This is a genomic window from Streptomyces sp. EDA2-14 (genome assembly GCF_054963755.1).
The window spans coordinates 306,709-323,857 of the sequence record NZ_JBUEGE010000004.1; the positions used below are offsets into that span (position 1 = coordinate 306,709).

The 17,149-nt window shown below is 68.4% G+C and carries 33 protein-coding genes; 27 read left to right on the top strand and 6 right to left on the bottom strand.

Going from position 1 to position 17,149, the window contains the following annotated elements:
• Nucleotides 1-100 precede the first annotated feature (100 nt).
• The 20 genes from ACY34M_RS14380 (at nt 101) to ACY34M_RS14475 (ending at nt 10,396) form a co-directional block, all read left to right on the top strand.
• On the top strand, nt 101-877 hold the full coding sequence (locus tag ACY34M_RS14380) for an HNH endonuclease (RefSeq protein ID WP_462718007.1): 777 nt from the start codon (nt 101-103) through the stop codon (nt 875-877).
• Nucleotides 877-1,740: a hypothetical protein gene (locus ACY34M_RS14385; RefSeq protein WP_462718008.1), complete on the top strand. Its 864-nt coding sequence runs from the start codon at nt 877-879 to the stop codon at nt 1,738-1,740. Before ACY34M_RS14380 ends, ACY34M_RS14385 begins: the two co-directional genes overlap by 1 nt.
• Nucleotides 1,721-2,341: a DnaA ATPase domain-containing protein gene (locus tag ACY34M_RS14390; protein ID WP_462718009.1), complete on the top strand. Its 621-nt coding sequence runs from the start codon at nt 1,721-1,723 to the stop codon at nt 2,339-2,341. The genes ACY34M_RS14385 and ACY34M_RS14390 overlap by 20 nt, the downstream gene beginning before the upstream one ends.
• Complete coding sequence (locus ACY34M_RS14395; RefSeq protein ID WP_462718010.1) at nt 2,338-3,702, top strand: replicative DNA helicase; 1,365 nt, start codon at nt 2,338-2,340, stop codon at nt 3,700-3,702. Before ACY34M_RS14390 ends, ACY34M_RS14395 begins: the two co-directional genes overlap by 4 nt.
• Complete coding sequence (locus ACY34M_RS14400) at nt 3,702-3,992, top strand: hypothetical protein (protein WP_462718011.1); 291 nt, start codon at nt 3,702-3,704, stop codon at nt 3,990-3,992. Before ACY34M_RS14395 ends, ACY34M_RS14400 begins: the two co-directional genes overlap by 1 nt.
• A gap of 408 nt (nt 3,993-4,400) precedes the next feature.
• Entirely contained in the window at nt 4,401-5,675 is a 1,275-nt protein-coding gene (locus tag ACY34M_RS14405) for a DNA-methyltransferase (protein ID WP_462718012.1), read from the top strand.
• Between the two features lie 29 nt (nt 5,676-5,704).
• Nucleotides 5,705-6,058 (top strand): hypothetical protein, encoded by a 354-nt coding sequence (locus tag ACY34M_RS14410; RefSeq protein ID WP_462718013.1) that lies wholly within the window; start codon nt 5,705-5,707, stop codon nt 6,056-6,058.
• Between the two features lie 85 nt (nt 6,059-6,143).
• Entirely contained in the window at nt 6,144-6,734 is a 591-nt protein-coding gene (locus ACY34M_RS14415; RefSeq protein WP_462718014.1) for a hypothetical protein, read from the top strand.
• Nucleotides 6,731-7,213, top strand: a complete 483-nt coding sequence (locus ACY34M_RS14420; protein WP_462718015.1) for a hypothetical protein — start codon at nt 6,731-6,733, stop codon at nt 7,211-7,213. The genes ACY34M_RS14415 and ACY34M_RS14420 overlap by 4 nt, the downstream gene beginning before the upstream one ends.
• 9 nt (nt 7,214-7,222) lie before the next feature.
• Complete coding sequence (locus ACY34M_RS14425) at nt 7,223-7,621, top strand: hypothetical protein (RefSeq protein ID WP_462718016.1); 399 nt, start codon at nt 7,223-7,225, stop codon at nt 7,619-7,621.
• Nucleotides 7,621-7,806, top strand: a complete 186-nt coding sequence (locus tag ACY34M_RS14430; protein ID WP_462718017.1) for a hypothetical protein — start codon at nt 7,621-7,623, stop codon at nt 7,804-7,806. The genes ACY34M_RS14425 and ACY34M_RS14430 overlap by 1 nt, the downstream gene beginning before the upstream one ends.
• Before the next feature lie 53 nt (nt 7,807-7,859).
• Nucleotides 7,860-8,138: a hypothetical protein gene (locus tag ACY34M_RS14435; protein ID WP_462718018.1), complete on the top strand. Its 279-nt coding sequence runs from the start codon at nt 7,860-7,862 to the stop codon at nt 8,136-8,138.
• The gene (locus ACY34M_RS14440; RefSeq protein WP_462718019.1) at nt 8,135-8,449 is read left to right on the top strand and encodes a hypothetical protein; all 315 of its coding nucleotides are present in this window, start codon (nt 8,135-8,137) and stop codon (nt 8,447-8,449) included. The genes ACY34M_RS14435 and ACY34M_RS14440 overlap by 4 nt, the downstream gene beginning before the upstream one ends.
• Nucleotides 8,446-8,898, top strand: a complete 453-nt coding sequence (locus tag ACY34M_RS14445) for a hypothetical protein (RefSeq protein ID WP_462718020.1) — start codon at nt 8,446-8,448, stop codon at nt 8,896-8,898. The genes ACY34M_RS14440 and ACY34M_RS14445 overlap by 4 nt, the downstream gene beginning before the upstream one ends.
• A complete protein-coding gene (locus ACY34M_RS14450; protein ID WP_462718021.1) occupies nt 8,895-9,059 on the top strand; it encodes a hypothetical protein in 165 nt (54 codons plus the stop codon). The genes ACY34M_RS14445 and ACY34M_RS14450 overlap by 4 nt, the downstream gene beginning before the upstream one ends.
• Nucleotides 9,056-9,244: a hypothetical protein gene (locus ACY34M_RS14455; RefSeq protein ID WP_462718022.1), complete on the top strand. Its 189-nt coding sequence runs from the start codon at nt 9,056-9,058 to the stop codon at nt 9,242-9,244. The genes ACY34M_RS14450 and ACY34M_RS14455 overlap by 4 nt, the downstream gene beginning before the upstream one ends.
• A complete protein-coding gene (locus tag ACY34M_RS14460; RefSeq protein ID WP_462718023.1) occupies nt 9,241-9,531 on the top strand; it encodes a hypothetical protein in 291 nt (96 codons plus the stop codon). The genes ACY34M_RS14455 and ACY34M_RS14460 overlap by 4 nt, the downstream gene beginning before the upstream one ends.
• A complete protein-coding gene (locus ACY34M_RS14465) occupies nt 9,528-9,989 on the top strand; it encodes a hypothetical protein (RefSeq protein ID WP_462718024.1) in 462 nt (153 codons plus the stop codon). Before ACY34M_RS14460 ends, ACY34M_RS14465 begins: the two co-directional genes overlap by 4 nt.
• The gene (locus ACY34M_RS14470; RefSeq protein ID WP_462718025.1) at nt 9,986-10,111 is read left to right on the top strand and encodes a hypothetical protein; all 126 of its coding nucleotides are present in this window, start codon (nt 9,986-9,988) and stop codon (nt 10,109-10,111) included. The genes ACY34M_RS14465 and ACY34M_RS14470 overlap by 4 nt, the downstream gene beginning before the upstream one ends.
• A 9-nt stretch (nt 10,112-10,120) precedes the next feature.
• Nucleotides 10,121-10,396, top strand: a complete 276-nt coding sequence (locus ACY34M_RS14475; RefSeq protein ID WP_462718026.1) for a hypothetical protein — start codon at nt 10,121-10,123, stop codon at nt 10,394-10,396.
• Between the two features lie 73 nt (nt 10,397-10,469).
• Here the strand turns inward: ACY34M_RS14475 and ACY34M_RS14480 are convergent, their stop codons facing one another.
• Entirely contained in the window at nt 10,470-10,670 is a 201-nt protein-coding gene (locus ACY34M_RS14480) for a hypothetical protein (RefSeq protein ID WP_462718027.1), read from the bottom strand.
• Nucleotides 10,670-11,035 carry a hypothetical protein gene (locus ACY34M_RS14485; RefSeq protein ID WP_462718028.1) on the bottom strand — a complete coding sequence of 122 codons (366 nt, stop codon included), beginning with the start codon at nt 11,033-11,035 and terminating at the stop codon, nt 10,670-10,672. Before ACY34M_RS14485 ends, ACY34M_RS14480 begins: the two co-directional genes overlap by 1 nt.
• A gap of 8 nt (nt 11,036-11,043) precedes the next feature.
• Between ACY34M_RS14485 and ACY34M_RS14490 the strand changes: the two genes are divergently transcribed.
• From ACY34M_RS14490 to ACY34M_RS14510, 5 genes are all read left to right on the top strand, one after another.
• Nucleotides 11,044-11,460, top strand: coding sequence for a hypothetical protein (locus ACY34M_RS14490; RefSeq protein WP_462718029.1), 417 nt, complete (start codon nt 11,044-11,046; stop codon nt 11,458-11,460).
• A gap of 121 nt (nt 11,461-11,581) precedes the next feature.
• Nucleotides 11,582-11,893: a hypothetical protein gene (locus ACY34M_RS14495; RefSeq protein ID WP_462718030.1), complete on the top strand. Its 312-nt coding sequence runs from the start codon at nt 11,582-11,584 to the stop codon at nt 11,891-11,893.
• Entirely contained in the window at nt 11,890-12,150 is a 261-nt protein-coding gene (locus tag ACY34M_RS14500) for a hypothetical protein (RefSeq protein ID WP_462718031.1), read from the top strand. The genes ACY34M_RS14495 and ACY34M_RS14500 overlap by 4 nt, the downstream gene beginning before the upstream one ends.
• Nucleotides 12,151-12,184: 34 nt before the next feature.
• Nucleotides 12,185-12,985, top strand: a complete 801-nt coding sequence (locus ACY34M_RS14505) for a hypothetical protein (RefSeq protein ID WP_462718032.1) — start codon at nt 12,185-12,187, stop codon at nt 12,983-12,985.
• A 96-nt stretch (nt 12,986-13,081) separates the two neighbouring features.
• The gene (locus ACY34M_RS14510) at nt 13,082-13,336 is read left to right on the top strand and encodes a hypothetical protein (RefSeq protein WP_462718033.1); all 255 of its coding nucleotides are present in this window, start codon (nt 13,082-13,084) and stop codon (nt 13,334-13,336) included.
• Nucleotides 13,337-13,382: 46 nt separating this feature from the next.
• Here the strand turns inward: ACY34M_RS14510 and ACY34M_RS14515 are convergent, their stop codons facing one another.
• From ACY34M_RS14515 to ACY34M_RS14530, 4 genes are all read right to left on the bottom strand, one after another.
• On the bottom strand, nt 13,383-13,646 hold the full coding sequence (locus ACY34M_RS14515) for a hypothetical protein (RefSeq protein ID WP_462718034.1): 264 nt from the start codon (nt 13,644-13,646) through the stop codon (nt 13,383-13,385).
• Nucleotides 13,643-14,005 carry a hypothetical protein gene (locus ACY34M_RS14520; protein WP_462718035.1) on the bottom strand — a complete coding sequence of 121 codons (363 nt, stop codon included), beginning with the start codon at nt 14,003-14,005 and terminating at the stop codon, nt 13,643-13,645. Before ACY34M_RS14520 ends, ACY34M_RS14515 begins: the two co-directional genes overlap by 4 nt.
• A gap of 139 nt (nt 14,006-14,144) precedes the next feature.
• The gene (locus ACY34M_RS14525) at nt 14,145-14,480 is read right to left on the bottom strand and encodes a DUF6907 domain-containing protein (protein WP_462718036.1); all 336 of its coding nucleotides are present in this window, start codon (nt 14,478-14,480) and stop codon (nt 14,145-14,147) included.
• 508 nt (nt 14,481-14,988) lie between these two features.
• Nucleotides 14,989-15,687, bottom strand: a complete 699-nt coding sequence (locus ACY34M_RS14530; protein WP_462718037.1) for a GntR family transcriptional regulator — start codon at nt 15,685-15,687, stop codon at nt 14,989-14,991.
• A 191-nt stretch (nt 15,688-15,878) separates the two neighbouring features.
• On the opposite strand from ACY34M_RS14530, the gene ACY34M_RS14535 reads away from it, so the two are divergent.
• Together ACY34M_RS14535 and ACY34M_RS14540 are read left to right on the top strand one after the other, a co-directional pair.
• Nucleotides 15,879-16,298: a TIGR03668 family PPOX class F420-dependent oxidoreductase gene (locus ACY34M_RS14535; RefSeq protein WP_462718038.1), complete on the top strand. Its 420-nt coding sequence runs from the start codon at nt 15,879-15,881 to the stop codon at nt 16,296-16,298.
• A gap of 59 nt (nt 16,299-16,357) precedes the next feature.
• A complete protein-coding gene (locus tag ACY34M_RS14540) occupies nt 16,358-17,143 on the top strand; it encodes a GntR family transcriptional regulator (protein ID WP_462718039.1) in 786 nt (261 codons plus the stop codon).
• Nucleotides 17,144-17,149: the final 6 nt, after the last annotated feature.

A 17,149-nucleotide genomic window follows, 5' to 3' on the forward strand; every position in this document is an offset into this window, starting at 1 on the left:
CTTCCATAGTTACCAATCTTTAAAGTATTGTGGCAGGTGCGAGCCAGCACCGCCAGACGCCGCCGCTTCCGCACGCCCAAGCTCACCGAAAGAAGCCCCGATGGCCGTCTCCAAGCGACTCCGATACGAAATCCTCCGGCGCGACAACCACGCCTGCAGGTACTGCGGAGCCACCGCCCCCGACGCGAAGCTCCACGTCGACCACGTCATCCCGCAGTCGCTCGGCGGCCACGACAAGCCCGACAACCTCGTCACGGCGTGCGTCGACTGCAACGCCGGCAAAACCAGCAGCATGCCGAACGCCATGCCGGTCGCCGACGTCGACCAGGAGATGTTCCGGCAGGCCGTTGCCGAGAAGCAGGCGTCGGGCAAGCTGCGCGAGTTGGTCGCGGCGCACCTCTATACGACATGGCGTTGGGGGTGGGAGCGCACGGGAAGCCCCGCGCCCGTCGATGGCGACGTGCGGTACTTCGCCCGCCGACTGTTCGCGATGCTGAACCGCGGCCTGTCGGCACAACTCGACCTGACCGAGATCGTGTTCCGGGCAGGATCAGACCTTGGAATCGACCCGATCGACTACCTGCCGCTCGAGCACCTGACGGAGGAAGAGCGTGCGCACCGCGCCCCGCCTACCGACGAGGAGTTCGAGCGGGCGAGCGGCGCCTACCCAGCATGGTGGGCCGGCTGGGAGGAGCGCGATCCCGCACCTCCCGCCGACTGGGCTGATCACACATTCCGGCGCCAACTGAGGCAGGCCCTCACCGCCGGCTACCAAGGCGACGCCATAGAGCAGGCTGCTCGGGCAGCCGGGCAGGCGATGAGCGCCGAGCTCGTGGCCTTCCTGCCGGAGATCCAGGTCTCGGGCGGTGGCAACTGATGGCCCGCATCCGTTCCATCAAGCCGGAGTTCTTCACCTCCCTGACGATCGCCGAACTCCCGCTGTCCGCGCGGCTGACGTTCATCGGCCTGTGGACCTATGTCGACGACAACGGCGTCGGGCCGGCGGACCCGCGGCTCGTGCGCGCCGCGATCTGGCCGCTCGAAGAGACTCCGGACATCCTCCAGAGGACTCGCGAGGATCTCCAGAGGCTTCAAGAAGCCCGTCTCGTCACCCTGTTTGAGGCTTCCGGACGGCCACTCGTCTTCGTCAACGGCTGGGACGAGCACCAAAAGGTCAGCCATCCACGGAAGCCGCGATTCCCGCTCCCGTGGGAGGTGCGGGAAGCCCCTGAGCTGGACTCTTGCAACTCTCCGGAGGATCACCCGAGTGCTCCGGAAGACCGCGAGAGCGCTCCGGAGGATGACGCCCCTGAGCAGGGAGCAGGGAGCAGGGAGCAGGGAAAAGGAATTAAGGCCGATTCGGAGGCTGACGCCCCCGACGGATCCCCTCCCCGACACGACGTCGAACGCGTCTGCCGACACCTCGCCGCCGTACTCGAAAAAGGCGGCAGCAAGAAGCAGCGGATCACCAAGACGTGGCGCAACGACGTCCGCCTGCTGCTCGATGTCGACGGCGTCACCGTCGACCAGGCCATCAACGCCATCGACTGGGCCCACGCAGACGACTTCTGGAACGCCCACATCCTCAGCCCCGGAAAGCTCCGCGCCAAGTTCGAGACCTTGCGCCGCCAAGCCGCCAGCAAGCGGGGCCAGAACAAGCCCCCGGCGCCCAACACCGCGCCCCACGACACCAGCCACATGACCGATGAGGAGAAGACCAGTGCCCTCCAGTTCCGCTGACGAGCTCAGCCCCCGCGAATCCGTCCTCCTCGAGCGCGAGTCCGTCGCCCTTAACCGGTTCGACGAAGAGACCCCCGACATCTACCGCCGCCCCATCCCGCTGCCGAAGCAGGTCCAGGACTGGATCGCCGGCTGGGGTGGCCGGAGCCTGTTCCTCACCGGCGCCATCGGCGTCGGCAAGACGCACACCGCGTGGAAGACGTGCCGCCGCTGGCTCGAGGCCCAGTACGGGCCCGGCCAGCCGTGGCAGGGCACCCCGATCATCAAGCCGTACCGGTCGACCGCCCTGTTCGACGCGCTCCGCCCGGACGCCCCCGACGGGGAGGGCCGCGCCCTGGTGCGGAAGCTGCAGCAGGTCGACCTGCTGTTCGTCGACGACCTCGCCGCGGCCCGCCCGTCCACGTGGACTCAGGAGCGGCTATTCGAGATCTTCGACGAGCGGTACATCCGCCGCCGCCCCGTGATCATCACCTGCGACGTGCTGCCCAACCAGCTGTCCGACATCACCGGCCCGCGCGTCGCCTCCCGGCTCGCCGAGATGTGCGGCAGCAGCATCGTCCTGCTCGAGGGCCCCGACCGCCGGCAGGGGGCCGCCGCGTGAGCACCGACATCGAAATGTGGGGGCCCGACGAGGACGTCGAGGTCGAGCCCGGCGGCCACGTCAACGCCGAGCGGATCCTCGCCGCCACCGCGATGGCCGACCCGAGCTGCGTCGACACCCTGGCCGCCGAGGGCTTCGACCCGGCCGACATCGGCGACGAGCGCTACCGCATGGTCTGGTTCGCCATCGAGGAACTCGCCGTGACCCTCAAGGGCCACGCGATCCGCTGGCAGGCCGTCGCCAACAAGCTCGCCGTCTGGCGCGCCGAAGGACGCCTGACGGTACGGCCGTTCACCGAGAACGAGCTCAGCGACCTGTACATGTCCGCCAACCCCGGCGCCGCCGAGTACTGGGCGAACGAGGTCACCCGCGCCGCCCTGGCCGCCCGCGGCCGTGAGTTCAGCGCCAAGATGCACGTCCGGTTCAGCAACCCGGCGTTCGACCCCGACGCCGACATGGCCGCCGCGCAGACCGAGATGGATCAACTCGCGCGGCCGGTTGGCCAGTCGCAGATGGTCGGGCTCGGCGACCTGCTGCCCGACGTCCTCGTGGACGCGACGACGAAGCCGTCGATCGCCGACCGGATCCCGACCGGGTTCGTCGACCTCGACGCGCTGCTGTCCGGCGGCTGGGCTCCCGGCCAGCTCGTGATCCTGGCGGCCCGCCCGGCGATGGGCAAGACGACGCTCGCGGCCGGCTTCGCACGGGCGTCCGCCATCACCAACAAGATCCCGTCGGCAATCTGGTCGCTCGAGATGAGCTCCAAGGAACTCGCCACCACGATCATGTGCGGCGAGGTGAAGATCGCCCTGCACCACGTGAAGCAGGGCATCGTCGACGACGTCGTCCTCGCCCGCGCCGCCGCCAAGCTGCCCGAGATGGCCGAAGCGCCGCTGAAGATCGACGACAACCCGCACCTGACCATCCCCGGCCTGCGCGCCGCCATCCGCACCCTGGTCCGCACGTTCGGCCTCAAGGTCGTCTACATCGACTACCTGCAGCTGATGCAGGCGCCGCCGGCCGAGTCCCGCCAGGTCGCCGTCTCGATCATGTCCCGCGCCCTGAAAGTCATGGCCAAGGAATTCGGGATCACGATCATCGTGCTCGCCCAGCTCAACCGCGGTCCCGAACAGCGCCAGGACAAGATCCCGATGGTGTCGGACCTGCGCGAGTCCGGATCCATCGAGCAGGACGCCGACATCGTCATCCTGCTCCACCGCCCCGACGTGTACGAGCGCGAGAGTCCTCGAGCGGGTGAGGCCGACATCATCGTCGGCAAGCACCGCGGCGGACCCATGGCGACCGTCACCGTGGCCTTCCAAGGGCATTTTGCGCGGTTCGTCGATATGGCGCCGACGTGATGTACGAGCCGACCCTCGACGAGATCGAGAACATCAAGGCCCTCCGCGAGCAAGGCGACCTGAAGAACCACCTCCTCGCCCTCGCCGGCCGAAAAGTCGAGCCCGCACCCGCCGCCAAGGGGGCGCCGGCCGAGCCCGCCTACGAGATCGCCCACCGCGGCGCCTGGCCCATCGGCACCACCGCGACCGGGCCCACTCCGACGCACGGCCGGTGCACCTGCCCGAAGTGCGAGCAGGCCGCCGTCCTCCAACTGCCGTGCCAGGCAGACCGGTCCGAGGAGGCCGCGTGATGCCGCGCGTCGAGTCCCGCCCGGGTGACCGGTGGGCTGCCGGATCGCGCCCGCGACCCCCGTGCGTGCCCCGCATTCGCCGCCAGACGGCCTCGTGGGCGTCGGAGGCCTCCCAGGTCCACCCGAGGCGTTTCGGGCCGCCTGAGGGGCGTACAGGGCTTCGCGGTGTCGCTGGCCCCAACCCGGCGCCCTGGAGCCGTAGATGACCGCCCCCGCCCCGCGCTGTGCCGCCTGCCGTCGCCGGCTGAAGCGCCCCACGCCGTCGGGTCTCGGCCCGGTCTGCGAGAAGCGCCTCAACCCCAGCCCGTCCCGAACAGCGGCGGCGCCAACTGCCAGCCCGGTTCCAGTGATCGACGGCCAGACAGCCATCGATCTCAACCCATTCCAACCAACTCTGGAGAGCCTCTGATGACCGATCCCTACTACGCGGCGGACGGGGTGACCCTCCACTTCGGCGACAGCCTCGACATCCTGCCCACGCTCCCCGACAACTCCGTCGACTCGATCGTCACCGACCCGCCCTACGGCCTGGAATTCATGGGCAAGGACTGGGACGGATCCGACGGGTTCCGTCGCTCGCTCAACCCCGCCGACACCGGCCGCAACTCCGTGTTCGGCCGCACCTCGGCCAAGGCCCCGGAATACCGGACCAGCGGAGCCGGTCAGAAGGGCAAGCCCGGCATCGGCGACCGTGAAACCGAGTGGGTCAGCAACCAGGGCTGGAACGCCTACCGATGCGCGAACTGCGGACACCTGCCGCACGGCGGCTCCCCCTGCCGCTGCGACAACCCGCAGATGGTTCGCGCCGACAACCGCTGGCAGATCTTCCAAGCATGGTGTGAGGCGTGGGCCACCGAATGCCTGCGCATCCTCAAGCCCGGCGGTCACATGCTGGCGTTCGGCGGATCCCGCACCTGGCACCGGCTCGCCGTTGCCGTGGAGGACGCCGGCTTCGAGATCCGCGACTCGATGGCCTGGCTGTATGGATCCGGCTTCCCGAAGTCGCTGAACCTGGTCGACGAGACCGGTGCCCGCACCGGCTGGGGCACCGCTCTCAAGCCAGCCTTCGAGCCGCTCGTCGTCGCCCGGAAGCCCCTCATCGGCACCGTCGCCGCAAATGTCACTGTTCACGGCACGGGTGCGTTGAACATCGACGGATGCCGCACCGAGGCCGAGCAGGACTACAGGGCAAAGTGTGCGTCCGTCGTAGGTCTCTCGTCGAACCGCAACGGCGACGCCTACGGGGAGTGGACCGGCGTGCGCGAGGACTCCGGCCACGAGGCGGGGCGCTGGCCGACGAACGTCCTGCTCGGGCACAGCGTCGACTGTTCCGCGGCATGCGTAAGCGACTGCCCGGCCAGCGAGCTCGGTGCGGAGGCCCGGTTCTTCCCGGCCTTCCGCTACGAGGCCAAGGCGCCGGCATCCGAACGGCCCCGCCTCGTCGACGGGACTGCGCACCCCACGGTCAAACCGCTCAGCCTTACGCAGTTCTTGGTGCGTCTCGTCACCCCGCCTGGCGGCATCGTCCTCGACCCGTTCACCGGCTCCGGCACGACGCTCGCCGCAGCCCTCCGCGAGGGCAAGCAGGCGATCGGGATCGAGCAGCACGAGCCCTACGCCCAACTGGCCGTTCAGCGGCTGTCGGAGCCGTACATGGTCGGCCTCTTCGACGACATCGCATGACCACCCAACCTGACCCGAAGGAGCAGCACATGACCGCCCCTACCACCCACCGCCCGGCTGTCTGGCCGTCCGGCCGTCTCACCCCGACCGCCGACACCCCCGGTTTCCGCACCTTCGCGGGTGTCCCGGTGGCGCGTCTCGCCCACGACGCTCTCGTCGCGGTGACCGCCGACTGCGTGCAGGCCCTGACCGCAGTGAACGCGGCGAGCCTGGCCGATGGCGGCTGGGGCGACGCCAACAGCAGCCACCTGGAGCTCGGTTGGGCGGTCTTCGAGTGGCTGCCCTACGACCCGGAGCAGCCGTGGCGCGGACCCGAGTGGGGTCTGCGCTGGGCGGCAGAGGGCGACGAGTACGCCGTCCGCGTCTACCGCCTGCCCGCCTGACCGCCCCGTGACCACGCACGCGCACCGCCCGGGGCTTAGCCGGGCGGTGCTCCACCCATCCCACCACGACCTCCAGGAGTTGACCATGAGTACCGACCCATCCCGCCCGACCCGAGCCGAGATCGCCGAGCAGGTCCGCGTCGTGCGCGCCGCCCAGGAGAACCTCGACGTGCTGATCGCCGCCGCCCAGCCCGCCTCGTCTGAGCCCGCCGAGCAGAACCTCCGCGACCGCATCGCCGGGGTGATCACGGAGGCGTACCTGACCGCTCCAGACGACGCCGCAATTGCGGACGTGCAGGCCGATGCCGTGCTGGCCGCCCTCAAGCCGCAGTTGACCCAGCTCGCCGACTACGAGAACCGGATCACGTGGGGCACTACCTGCGGATCCTGCGCCCGGATCCTCGACTCCAGCAGCCGCGATCACGAGCGCGCCGAGGCGAAGCTTGAAGCAGTCCACGCCACGGCCACAGCATGGGCTCGCCCGGACATGAGCGAGCCGACCCGAGTCGCAGGGGCGCACCTGCTCCGGATCCTCGACGGGGACGAGATCCAGCAGGCCACCGCCTGCACGACCGCCCCGTGCCCGCACCCCGGGGTCTGCCGTCACGGCTGCCGGAACGCCGCCGACCAACTCACCCGCGACGGGCAGGACATGCAGGCGGGGGAGGGGCGATGAAGGTCACCGTCGTTCTGCTCGCCGGCTCCCGCGAACTCACCGAGACCGGCGTCGTTCCCAGCGCGCTCTTCGACATTGCCGTCAACATCGCTGAGGGCCCGGTCGTGGTCCGCCACGGCGCCTGCCCCGGCAAGAAGTCGGCAGACCAGGCAGCCTCCGACTGGATCAACGAGATCGGCCACCGGTACGGCGTCACCGAGGATCCGATGCCTGCTGACTGGGACAACTGTGCGCCCAACTGCCCGCCCGGCCCCGGCCATCGGCGCCGCAAGAAGTCTGGCGACGTCGCCCACCCCGGAAAGCTCGACGACTACTGCCCTGGTGCAGGCCCACGCCGCAACGCGGCCATGGTCGCCAAGGGGCCGCGCCCCGAGTGGATGGTCGCGTTCCCCGAACCAGGCCAGGCCAACGTCGGCACCCGCAATTGCATGCGCCTCGCCGAAAAGGCAGGCATCGCCGTCCATCAGATCACCGCCTAGGAGGAATCCGTGTCCTACCCGAACCTGCTCACCCCGACCGAGAAGCTCGCCGACGCGAAGGCCCGCCTCGGCATCCCGAAGATCGTCGCCATCTGCGGTTCCACCAGGTTCATGGACGAGATGACGGCCGCCGACTGCGAGCTGACGTGGGCCGGCCGCATCGTCGTCAAGCCCGGCTGCAACATGAAGCAGCCTTCCCCGCTGTGGGCCGACGAGACGGAGGCCGAGGCCGGGAAGCAGCGGCTCGACGAACTGCACCAGGCGAAGATCCGGCTCGCCGACGAGGTGCTCGTCGTCGGCAACTACATCGGCGACAGCACCCGCGCCGAGATCGCCTACGCACGGGAACTCGGCAAGCCCGTCACGTTCACCCACCCCGAAGTCGACCCCTCGACGGAAGCCGCCTGATGACCGCCCGCCGCGTCGCCGGGTGGGTGCTGCTGTCGCTCATCCCGGCCACGTTCGTCGTCCTGGCCGTCCTTGCCGATCAGGTCGCCGAAATGCTCGTCGGCACTGCTATCGCGGTCGGGATTCTGGCCGCCACATGGTTCGGCCTCGACCTGATCACCAAGCCCAAGCCGCCCACCGAGTAGCCCCTGGGGCGGCGGCACCCTCCGCCGCCCCACCCCCGACCGTGAGGAGCACCGTGACACCCGCCGAGCAGCACCTCGCCGAAACCCGATCCCTCGCCCTCGACTACCTCGAATCCCTCACTGGCCGCGATATCGCCGAGAACGCCCGGCTGCGGCTGCTGCTCATCCTCGACGACGGCCGCCAGCAAGGCCCTTACTGCGGCAAGACCTTGTCCCACGACGGCCACGCCTATCCGCCGTGCGCACGCCCGGCAGAACACCTCGAGGCCTACTGCCGCGACGCCAAACGTGAGCACTACTTCATCGCCGCCGACAACGGGAGCCAGCCGTGACCGCCCGCCCCGTCGTGGTTGCCGATGACCCGCAAGTCGCCGCGCTCGCAGATGCGTTGCGTGCCCGCTGCCTGGATGACGACGGCCGTGTCATCGACGCCCCGCACGCCATCGCCGCCGTGGCCGTCGAAGTGCAGCGCGCCACCCGCAAGGCCCGCGCCGAAGCCCGCAACAAGTGGATCAACGAGGACGGGAAACGCATCCTCAACCGCTGCTACGCCGGTCTCATCCCCGCCCGCGTCGTCACCGCCGCACTCGCCGACAAAGCCCGCCGCGACGGGCGTCTTCACATGCTCAAGGAGACCGAATGACCAGCCCCGCCGCCCGCTTCGCCGCCACCTACGCGGCGCTCACTGCCGCCCACGAGGTCGCTGACCACTGGATTCAGATAGACGATCAAGCCGTCACCAAGGGCCAGCGCAACCGTAACGGTGCCATCGCCTGCGCCGAGCATGTGATCACCTACACGGCCACGCAAGCCGCCGCCCTCGTCGCGATCCAGCGCGTCACCGGCATGCGCCTGTCCTGGCAGCGCGCAGCGCTGGGCCTCGCCATCTCCGCGGGCACGCACTACGTCGCCGACCGGCAAGGCGGCCACTGGCGGGACGAACAGCCCCGCGGCATCGTCCAGCTCGCCGCCCGAACCGGACATGCTGGCTGGCTCCAACGTGACCCCAACGCCGGCTACCTCATGGACCAGGCCTGGCACAAAGGCTGGATCGCGATCGCTGCAGCCGTCATCGGCGCGGGGGAGTCATGACCGGCCCATCGAGCGCTCCCCGCGCCGAGCACACGCCGCGCCCCGGCGCCCGCTGGGAGACCCAACTCGTCAGCCACGGCGAGCAGATAGTCCCCGACGACGCACCCGCCCCCCGCGCCAACCGCGCCACCAGGCGAGCCGCACGACGGAGGAAGAAGTGACCAGCCTCGACCAGCTCCTCCACCTCGTCGACCGCGCCGAACGCGGCGTACTCCTCCCCGCCGAAGCCGCCCAACTCCGCACCTCACTCCGCGCCATGCACTCCCGGCAGCAGTACGACGGGCCCACCGTCCGTGAAGCCGCCGCAGACGACCGCCGCTGGGCGCTCGAGAAGGAGGGCGAGTGAACGTCACCCGCATCCACACCGGCGGCGGCAGCCACATCGAACCCGAGCTCAACCCCGCCTGGGACGAGGCCACCAAACTCGCCTGGCATGCCGCCGTCGTCGCCCACGACACCGGACTCGACATCCAACTCCACGACCACGGCGACCAGTACAGCTTCACCGTCGGCGCCACCATCGTCACCGGGCAGACCAGCATGGGCGGATGGACGTTCCGATCCGCCTGGGACTTCCTCAACGGCATCGACGTCGGAGCCCGCCACGCACGCAAGCAAGGAGCACCCGAGTGAAGACCGGCGACATCCTCAACCAGATCGACGGCGCCCTCGAAGACTGGGACGTCAGCGACGACGCCATGCGCAGCCGGCCCGCGGCCGGGCCGGTCACGGTGACGAGCGGCCAGGTGTGGCTGGCGCCGGCCGGAACCGAAGTCGGCGACGACGGCTGGGAACGGCTCGAGGGCGTTCACGCGATCGAGATCGTCGAAACCTTCGAGACCACCCCCGCGATGGAAGAGTTCGCGCTCGGCTTCCAGACCGCCGTGCAGGCAGCCGCCGACGCCTACCGGCAAGGCCTCGAGGCGATAGCCCGCTCACTCCAGCAGATGCAAGACAGCTTCCAGCGCAGCGACTGGGTCGACACCAACGGCGACCCCGTCCCGCCGCTTGAGCGCCCGCGTCCGCCCCTGCCGCGCCGCGACGGACGACCCGCATGGCAAAGCCCCTACGGGCCCGCGAGGCGGCGATGAGCAGCTTCCTCATCGGAGTCGTCGGCGGGATCGCCATCTTCCTCGTCGTCCGGCGCGCACCCATCGCAGCCAGCATGCTGCTCGCCGGTATCTGCATCGGCGTCGCCGTCACCCAGCTCTAAGGAGACCCCATGCCCAAGCCCCTCGCCGTCGGCGACGTCATCCACGGCCACGCGCACGAAGCGTTCGACCGCGACCACGGCTGTGTCCGTATCGAAGCGGTCGGCCCCGACTGGGTCGTCGCCCGCACGCACGACTCGCAGATCTTCAGCCACTACGACGACGGACTCGTCTTCGCCCACGGTCGGCAAGCACTCAAGCGGTGCATCGAAGGCCGCGACGACGACTGCATCGAATGCCCGGCCATGGTCGAGAAAGAGCCGCCGCTCACGTCTTACACACAGTGACCGGCGACGAGGTTCGGGTGCAGAGATAGTTACACCTGGGCGTAACTATCTCTGCACCCGCAGCATCCCGCGATCACTCAGCGTCATACGACGGCACCCTCGCCGCCAGATTCCCCAGCAGCCAGCGCGCCACATCCCTGTCCGGGACGCCGCCATCCACCACCGCGGCCAGCAGCAGCATCAGCTCCTGCGCCTCCGGGAGGGACAGGACGGGCAGCAGTGGGGCGGGCCGGTCTTCGGCGGTCGTGTCGTCGTCGACGTCGAAGCCGTCCATCACAGCACCCCGAACTGCTGATCCTTAAAGCCCGGCACGGCCACCGACTCGTCAGGGAACGCGAGACGGAACCGGCGGTCAAGCCGGCCAGCCAGTTCATGCGCCGCCTCGGAAGCCGCCCCGTCCCCTTGCCCGAACAGCCACAGCGCATATCGTGCCGCGCGCGCCTCGCCCTGCGTCAGCAGCGGCACCAGCCCGCCGCCCGCGTCTAACTGTGTCGACAGCGGGCCGTCGATCTCGTCATAGAACATGACCAAGGAACGCGCGAACTGCTGGCAGGGGTACGGCGGCGTCCACACGGCGCCTGCTAGACCACCCGTACCGTCAGCGTGGCGACCCAACTCGCCGAGGGTGCGCAGCGCCACCATGAATCATGATCGATGACATGCCGTCGGTGCAGTTCCGCTACCTGCTGCGGATCAAGATGGAAGATCGCTTCGGCCCGGCCATCAACTGGCCTCACCGCCTACACGTGACCCACGCGCAGCTGGACCAGCTTCGACAGCACACAGCCAAAGAGTTCAATCCCATCGTCGACTGCATCGCAGCTTCGCTCGAGGTGCCGCCGACGCGCGCGGGACGGCTCCCAACGGACCCCCTCAGCCTGAGCCTCGCTGCGCACTACGGCACCAGGGTCGAATGCCAGCCCCCAGAAGTCGACGCAGCGTGGGCCATCCTCTTCGGCCTCCACGTCTACCGAGGGCAGCAGTTCACCGACGTCCTGCGATGCCTCGTCTCAGCCCGCAACGCCTGCCAGGCGCTGGACAGCCTCACCCCTTACCTCGCCTGACCGACCCGCGCAATCGCCCGGTCGGCCGCCCGCCCGGCCGGGCAACCGCTACGCTTCCTAGTGTCAACCGAAGCCGTAATTGGGTAGCCGTAACGGTCACGGGACGGGCGAGGAGACAGTGATGAGCAGCGAGCAGCCGTGGACGATCGACGCCATCGCGCACGCCATCCCCGCCGCAGACACCCGGCAGACGTTTCTCCGCGAGGTCAACCTCACCCCGCTCCCCGAGCTGCCCGCCGTCCTGGCCCGCTGGCAGCGCTTCGTCGAACGCTGGCGCGACGAGACCGTCCCGCACCTCGACGCTATCCTCGAATACGCGAAAGCCCACAACGGAGAGCTACCGCCCGAGTACCGTGAGACGCCCGAATCACGGACCGCCTGGGACCAGTGGGAGCACAGCATGCGGCAACACCAAGGACACTCCGCGGCGTGACCTGGCACTTCGAGCGCGACCAGACCGCCCTCGACCTCATCGCCGCCCTGCCCTTCGACGCCCAGTTCGCCTTCTTCAACCTGATCCCGCGCCTCGAAGAAGACCCCGACGCCGTCACCCAGCCCCACGGACTCGACACCGGCGGACCCGTCCGCATGCGCGAAGCAGTCCTCCCCGGCGCCATCACCATCCTGCTCATCAGCGACAACACCAGGCGCATCAACCTCGTCGCCACCGGCAACCCGAACGACAGCTGACCAGGGCAAGGACGCAACCACTGGGGGAGGGACCATGGCCGAGCCGGCTCCCAAACGAGGACGACCCAAATCCGAAGAGGTCAGCCGCAGAGACGAGACGATCCTCGCCCTGCTCAATGACCATCCCACTGGGCTATCCAGCAACGACATCGCCGAAAAGCTGGGTCTCAACCCCCACGACCAGGACGACCGGCACACAGTGTGGCGCTCCCTGGACCGACTGCGTAAGCAGGGGCAAGCCGACAAGAGCCACGCCGAAGGCTCGAACGCAGACAAAGACACCCTGTGGACCGCGACCGTCCCCCTCTACGAAGGGTCCGACCCATTCCTCCGCGGCGTCCCCGCCAAATGGGCCGCCTACCTGCAGACCCTGCCCGACGTACCGCGGACCATCGACGCCATCCTCGACAAGATCGACGACTTCGACAGGCCCCGAGCCTGGCTCGAGATCCACTCTGCCGAGTACGGAACCGAGTACGAGAAGACGCTCGCCCGCTGGTGGCGAGTAGCCATCCAGCAAAAGAGCACCGAAGAACTCCAGCAGATCCTCGACGACATCGAAAGCGGCAAGACCAAGACCGTCCCCGCATCCGAAGTGATCCCCGGCTGGGACGAACGAATGGCCGCGCGTGACGCCCTACCCGAAGAAGAGAAGGCCGCCGAACTCCAGCAGCTGAAGGACCAGCAAGCCGCGATGCATCGTCAACGCGCCGCCCAGGCCGCAAAGTACCTGGCCCGCCTCCACCAGCTCGCCGCCGACGAACACGCCTACCTCGCCCACCACCACGAGGACCAACGCAAACGCGCCCTCCGCGAACCGCCCTACGACCGGTGAACATCGCAATGCCCCCGTAGCCCGGAGAAGGGCCGCGGGGGCATTGCTGTGTCCGGGCCCGCAGGAGGACGCTGAACGCGATGGAAGGAGCGGCTTATGGGCTGGGTCGACCGCGAGCACATCCCCGCCCTCGAGCGGGACTGGCGCTACACGCGGCTGATCAACCTGACGAAGCGGCTCCTGGAGGCCCGCATGCCCAGGTGCCAGAACGCCGGCTGCAACGGCGGGCAGATCACCGTGCGGGACGACGACGGCCACGAGACCGTCGTGCAATGCGACGCCTGCGGCGGGACGGGCGAAGTACCGACACCCGCCGACAACCAAGACGACGGGCGCGCCGGCGGACGGTAGACAGGAGAACGCCCCCACCCGGCAGGGGTGGGGGCGTTGTTGCGCGTCAGGGCGACGGCCCGACGATTCCCACGATGTACACGCGGCGCCGCGGGCGATGCAGCTGATACCACACCACCCACGGCGTCTCCCCAACGGAGAGCAAGCCGCTCACGCCAGGGTCGCCGTACTCCGGATCATCCGGATACTCGACCTCCGCCGCAGCGACCAGCCGCGCCGCGATCCCATCCAGATGCAGCCGCTGCTCCACAGGCAGAGACGACCACGACTCCAGTCCATGCCCGTCGTACTCGAACTCCCAGTCCGTCACGGCAAAACAAGATCAGCCGTGACCCGGTGCAGCACCTCGCTCATCTCCACCGCCACCGCCCGAGCCTCGTCATCCGTCTTCGCCGCACCCATAGCGACCTCCAGCTCCCGGACACGAGCCGCCGTCGCCGGCACCCGCATACGCTCCACCCACACCGCCCACTTACGCAGAAACGTCGACACAGGCGCGTCACTCCCGGACGCCGCCGCCTCCGCCTCAAAAGCAGCAAACTCCCTGTCGAACACAGCCGTCTGCTCGCTATCCAGACGAACCACCGCCGCACGCAACGCCTCAACCGTCACAGCAGGACGCGGAAGCAACTCCTGAGACGACGCCGACGAGTTGTGCTGGTCAGACATGACACACACCTCTACACACGGAGAGATTGAAAACGACACAAGAGGCCAAGGCGACCCCGGACGGCACACAACCCCACCGGCCGAGATCACCTGGCCAAAATGGGCAAACACGGCCCAAGACAAGCCCGCGTTCGGACGATCAGGCGCCGTCGGCCACCCGGCCCAACGCCCGCACCTGCTGGGCCAACGTCTCCAGTCGATCCGCCGTCGCGTCCGTTTCCGACGGCGCCAGGTACAGGGACTGCACGTCCTCGAAATCCACCGCCACCATCGGCCGACGCTCCTCCGTGGTGCCCGAGTCGCTGGCCAGGACCCGCGCGGTGGCGAGCAGCTGCACCGAACCGTCCTGCCGGGGGATCAGCAGATCCACGGGATCGCCGGCGTGCGTCACGTCCACCAGATGCCGCTCGTTCTCCGCGACATGATCGACGGTGCAGAACGACGGGCAGCCGACCCATACCGGCTGGCCGTTCACCAGAGCCGGACGGAGGCGGTGCGCCCTCGCCTGGGGGTGACACTCGACGGGTAATACCTTGGCCACGCTTGGTACGCTCATCTCCATGAGTCCTCTCTTGACGGGGCGGACTTGCTGATCAGCGAGTTACAGCTCGCTGGTTGAACCGGCCGGACGGGTGCAACCGTCCGGCCGTTCGCGTCTCCGGGAACCTACCTGAGGAGCAGGTCCCGGCCACTGGCCTAGGCGACAGATCCGGAAGCGGCGACCCACACAGACTTCCGGGGGAAGAACAGCAACCAGGAGACGGTGATGGGAAACATGCAGGTCGACTGACCTCACCGTTTCCGGTTGGCGCGACGTCCACGAACTCGCCGAACTGGGCCAGCGCGTTCGAAACCGCTTGTCGATTTTGGCCGGATCCCGCGACTGTTGAGGCCGACACTTCGAAGCTACCCGGCCCACCGACCACGCCGACGAGAACCAGAAGCCGGCGCACTCGGCCGGACTCACCGAACCTCGGCGGGACTCACTGAAACTCACGGAGCGGAGGCGGGGAAGGACGGCTCGAAGACGGCCGTGCGACGAAGGTGCCGTGGCCAATGCGGGCGACGAGTACGCCCTCCCTCTTGAGGAAGTCGTAGGCGCGGTTGGCGGTACCGAGGCTGACGCCGGAGGCGCTCGCGAGCACCTCGCTATCTGGAGTGCGCATTCCAGGCAGCCATCTGTCGGCCTGGATCTCTGTGCGTATCAAGTCCGCCAGGGCGCTCGCCTTCTGCCGTACAGGGGCTGTGATCCTGGGCCACGTGTCGGCGTCGAACGGCGCGCTGATCGTGTTGTGCTTGCCGTTGTGCAGCGGCCGTTCGTCGCGGATCGCTGCCGCCTCGACGGCCAGCGCCTCCGGGCGTGTGACTTCCAGCCAGGCGACCTTCTGGCGGGCGACGGAGGGCCACCAGGGCTTGCTCAGCGAGTGCTGGGTGAAGCGAGCTGCGGGGTTCGTCGTGATGCCGATGTAGAGCAGTACACCGTCGGCGTCGTGAAGGCGGTAAAGGGCGATGGGGAGTACGGGGCCTGGCGCGCCCCACTCGACCTCGATCTCAAGGGCAACGCAGTTGTCGGACTCCCAGTCGAACGGGCGGTAGGAGATGCCGGGCCCGGGTGCAGGGCAGCTGCCGCCGGTGCCCAAGTAGCGCCAGGCGGCCATGCGCTTGGGGTAGATGTCGCTCACGGAAGGAGGCAGGCCAGCCTGCCTATTGGTCGAGTAGAGGCGCTCAAGCGCAGAGCGTGTGGGGCTATTGGACATGCCGCTCCTTCATGCTCATCCGAACTTGGGTATCCATGATGGCGCACTGAAAGTAACGCTGCTCGCGCGGAGCGTGCAAGTGGTGCGACGGATCTCGATGTAGATAGCGTCGGATCATGGAGATGTCAGAGCTGGACCGACGTCAACGCTTCGCTGACGCCCGGGTGTTGCGGCTGTCGACGGCAAACGCCCAGGGTGAGCCGCACTTGGTGCCAGCCACCTTCGCCGTCCTCGGTGATCGCGTCGCCATCGCCGTGGACCACAAACCGAAGCGTCACAGCAACCTGAAAAGGATCCGCAACATCCAGGAGAACCCTGCGGTCTCCCTCCTCGTCGACCACTTCGACGAGGACTGGGAGCAGCTGTGGTGGGTGCGTGCTGACGGGCGAGCGCGGGTCCTCGAGAACGCCGACGCCGACGAACTTGTGCAGGCACTCCTATCCAAGTACGACCAATATCGCGAACACCGGCCGACTGGTCCTGTGATCGAGATTCAGGTAAGTCGCTGGTCAGGCTGGGTGGCACGCTCGGACTGATGCGCAACTTGGATATCCCGCTACCCTGCCCAATGGGTATCCAAGTAGTCAGGAGTGCAATGTCAGCCGACCCTAAGCTGCCGCCGTTCCGGCGCATCGCAAACGAGCTCCGCGACCAGATCCTCCGCGGGGAGCTCGCGCCAGGCGCGCAGATCCCGTCGCAGGACGAACTCGAGCAGCGCTTCGGCGCGAGCAGGGCCACAGTGCGAAAGGCCGTGGCAGTGCTCCGGTCAGAGGGGCACGTTACGAGCAGCCAGGGCAAGAAGTCCGTGGTCCGTGAGCGTCCGAACGTCAGCCTTCGTCAGACGGGCAGCATCTACCGGGCTCGCCGTGCGACGGGGGAGTCGAACTTCAATGCCGAGGCGCGTGCTCAAGGGCAGAAGGCCAAGCAGATCATCCGGGAGGTCGGCGAGACGCCGGCGCCCGAGGTGGTCGCTGAACGGTATGGCGCCGCGCCAGGTGCTCCGATGGTCGTTCGTCGCCTCCTCTTCGTCATGGAGGTCGAGGGGGAGGCGCCGTCGCCGATGCAGCTCTGCGACGCCTACTATCCGGCAGAGGTCGCGCGGGGAACGCGCCTCGCGGAGGCGCGATTGATCAAGGGTGGGGTCAATGCTTACATCGAGGATCCGGAAGGGCCGATCGCGCGGCGTATCGCCCAGTTCATCGAAGACCTTGAGATCCGCATGCCGTACCCGCACGAGGTCGAGCAGCTGGCCATACCGGCGGGCGTGCCTGTGGCTCGCGTGATCCGGACTGCCTACGACTCGGTCGGGGATGTCATTGAAGTCATGGACTCCATCATCCCGAGCGACCGCTACGCCTTCCGGTATGTCATCGACGTGTAGACCGCG

Excerpts from the sequence above, each read along its gene's own strand:
- ACY34M_RS14420 (WP_462718015.1), top strand. The coding sequence starts at position 6,731 with ATGAAGGTCACCGTCGTTCTGCTCGCCGGCTCCCGCGAACTCACCGAG.
- ACY34M_RS14410 (WP_462718013.1), top strand. The coding sequence starts at position 5,705 with ATGACCGCCCCTACCACCCACCGCCCGGCTGTCTGGCCGTCCGGCCGT.
- ACY34M_RS14400 (WP_462718011.1), top strand. The coding sequence starts at position 3,702 with ATGTACGAGCCGACCCTCGACGAGATCGAGAACATCAAGGCCCTCCGC.
- ACY34M_RS14495 (WP_462718030.1), top strand. The coding sequence starts at position 11,582 with ATGAGCAGCGAGCAGCCGTGGACGATCGACGCCATCGCGCACGCCATC.
- ACY34M_RS14445 (WP_462718020.1), top strand. The coding sequence starts at position 8,446 with ATGACCAGCCCCGCCGCCCGCTTCGCCGCCACCTACGCGGCGCTCACT.
- ACY34M_RS14475 (WP_462718026.1), top strand. The coding sequence starts at position 10,121 with ATGCCCAAGCCCCTCGCCGTCGGCGACGTCATCCACGGCCACGCGCAC.
- ACY34M_RS14540 (WP_462718039.1), top strand. The coding sequence starts at position 16,358 with ATGTCAGCCGACCCTAAGCTGCCGCCGTTCCGGCGCATCGCAAACGAG.
- ACY34M_RS14380 (WP_462718007.1), top strand. The coding sequence starts at position 101 with ATGGCCGTCTCCAAGCGACTCCGATACGAAATCCTCCGGCGCGACAAC.
- ACY34M_RS14535 (WP_462718038.1), top strand. The coding sequence starts at position 15,879 with ATGGAGATGTCAGAGCTGGACCGACGTCAACGCTTCGCTGACGCCCGG.
- ACY34M_RS14405 (WP_462718012.1), top strand. The coding sequence starts at position 4,401 with ATGACCGATCCCTACTACGCGGCGGACGGGGTGACCCTCCACTTCGGC.
- ACY34M_RS14450 (WP_462718021.1), top strand. The coding sequence starts at position 8,895 with ATGACCGGCCCATCGAGCGCTCCCCGCGCCGAGCACACGCCGCGCCCC.
- ACY34M_RS14480 (WP_462718027.1), bottom strand. The coding sequence starts at position 10,670 with ATGGACGGCTTCGACGTCGACGACGACACGACCGCCGAAGACCGGCCC.
- ACY34M_RS14415 (WP_462718014.1), top strand. The coding sequence starts at position 6,144 with ATGAGTACCGACCCATCCCGCCCGACCCGAGCCGAGATCGCCGAGCAG.
- ACY34M_RS14470 (WP_462718025.1), top strand. The coding sequence starts at position 9,986 with ATGAGCAGCTTCCTCATCGGAGTCGTCGGCGGGATCGCCATCTTCCTC.
- ACY34M_RS14510 (WP_462718033.1), top strand. The coding sequence starts at position 13,082 with ATGGGCTGGGTCGACCGCGAGCACATCCCCGCCCTCGAGCGGGACTGG.
- ACY34M_RS14490 (WP_462718029.1), top strand. The coding sequence starts at position 11,044 with ATGATCGATGACATGCCGTCGGTGCAGTTCCGCTACCTGCTGCGGATC.
- ACY34M_RS14385 (WP_462718008.1), top strand. The coding sequence starts at position 877 with ATGGCCCGCATCCGTTCCATCAAGCCGGAGTTCTTCACCTCCCTGACG.
- ACY34M_RS14520 (WP_462718035.1), bottom strand. The coding sequence starts at position 14,005 with ATGTCTGACCAGCACAACTCGTCGGCGTCGTCTCAGGAGTTGCTTCCG.
- ACY34M_RS14505 (WP_462718032.1), top strand. The coding sequence starts at position 12,185 with ATGGCCGAGCCGGCTCCCAAACGAGGACGACCCAAATCCGAAGAGGTC.
- ACY34M_RS14430 (WP_462718017.1), top strand. The coding sequence starts at position 7,621 with ATGACCGCCCGCCGCGTCGCCGGGTGGGTGCTGCTGTCGCTCATCCCG.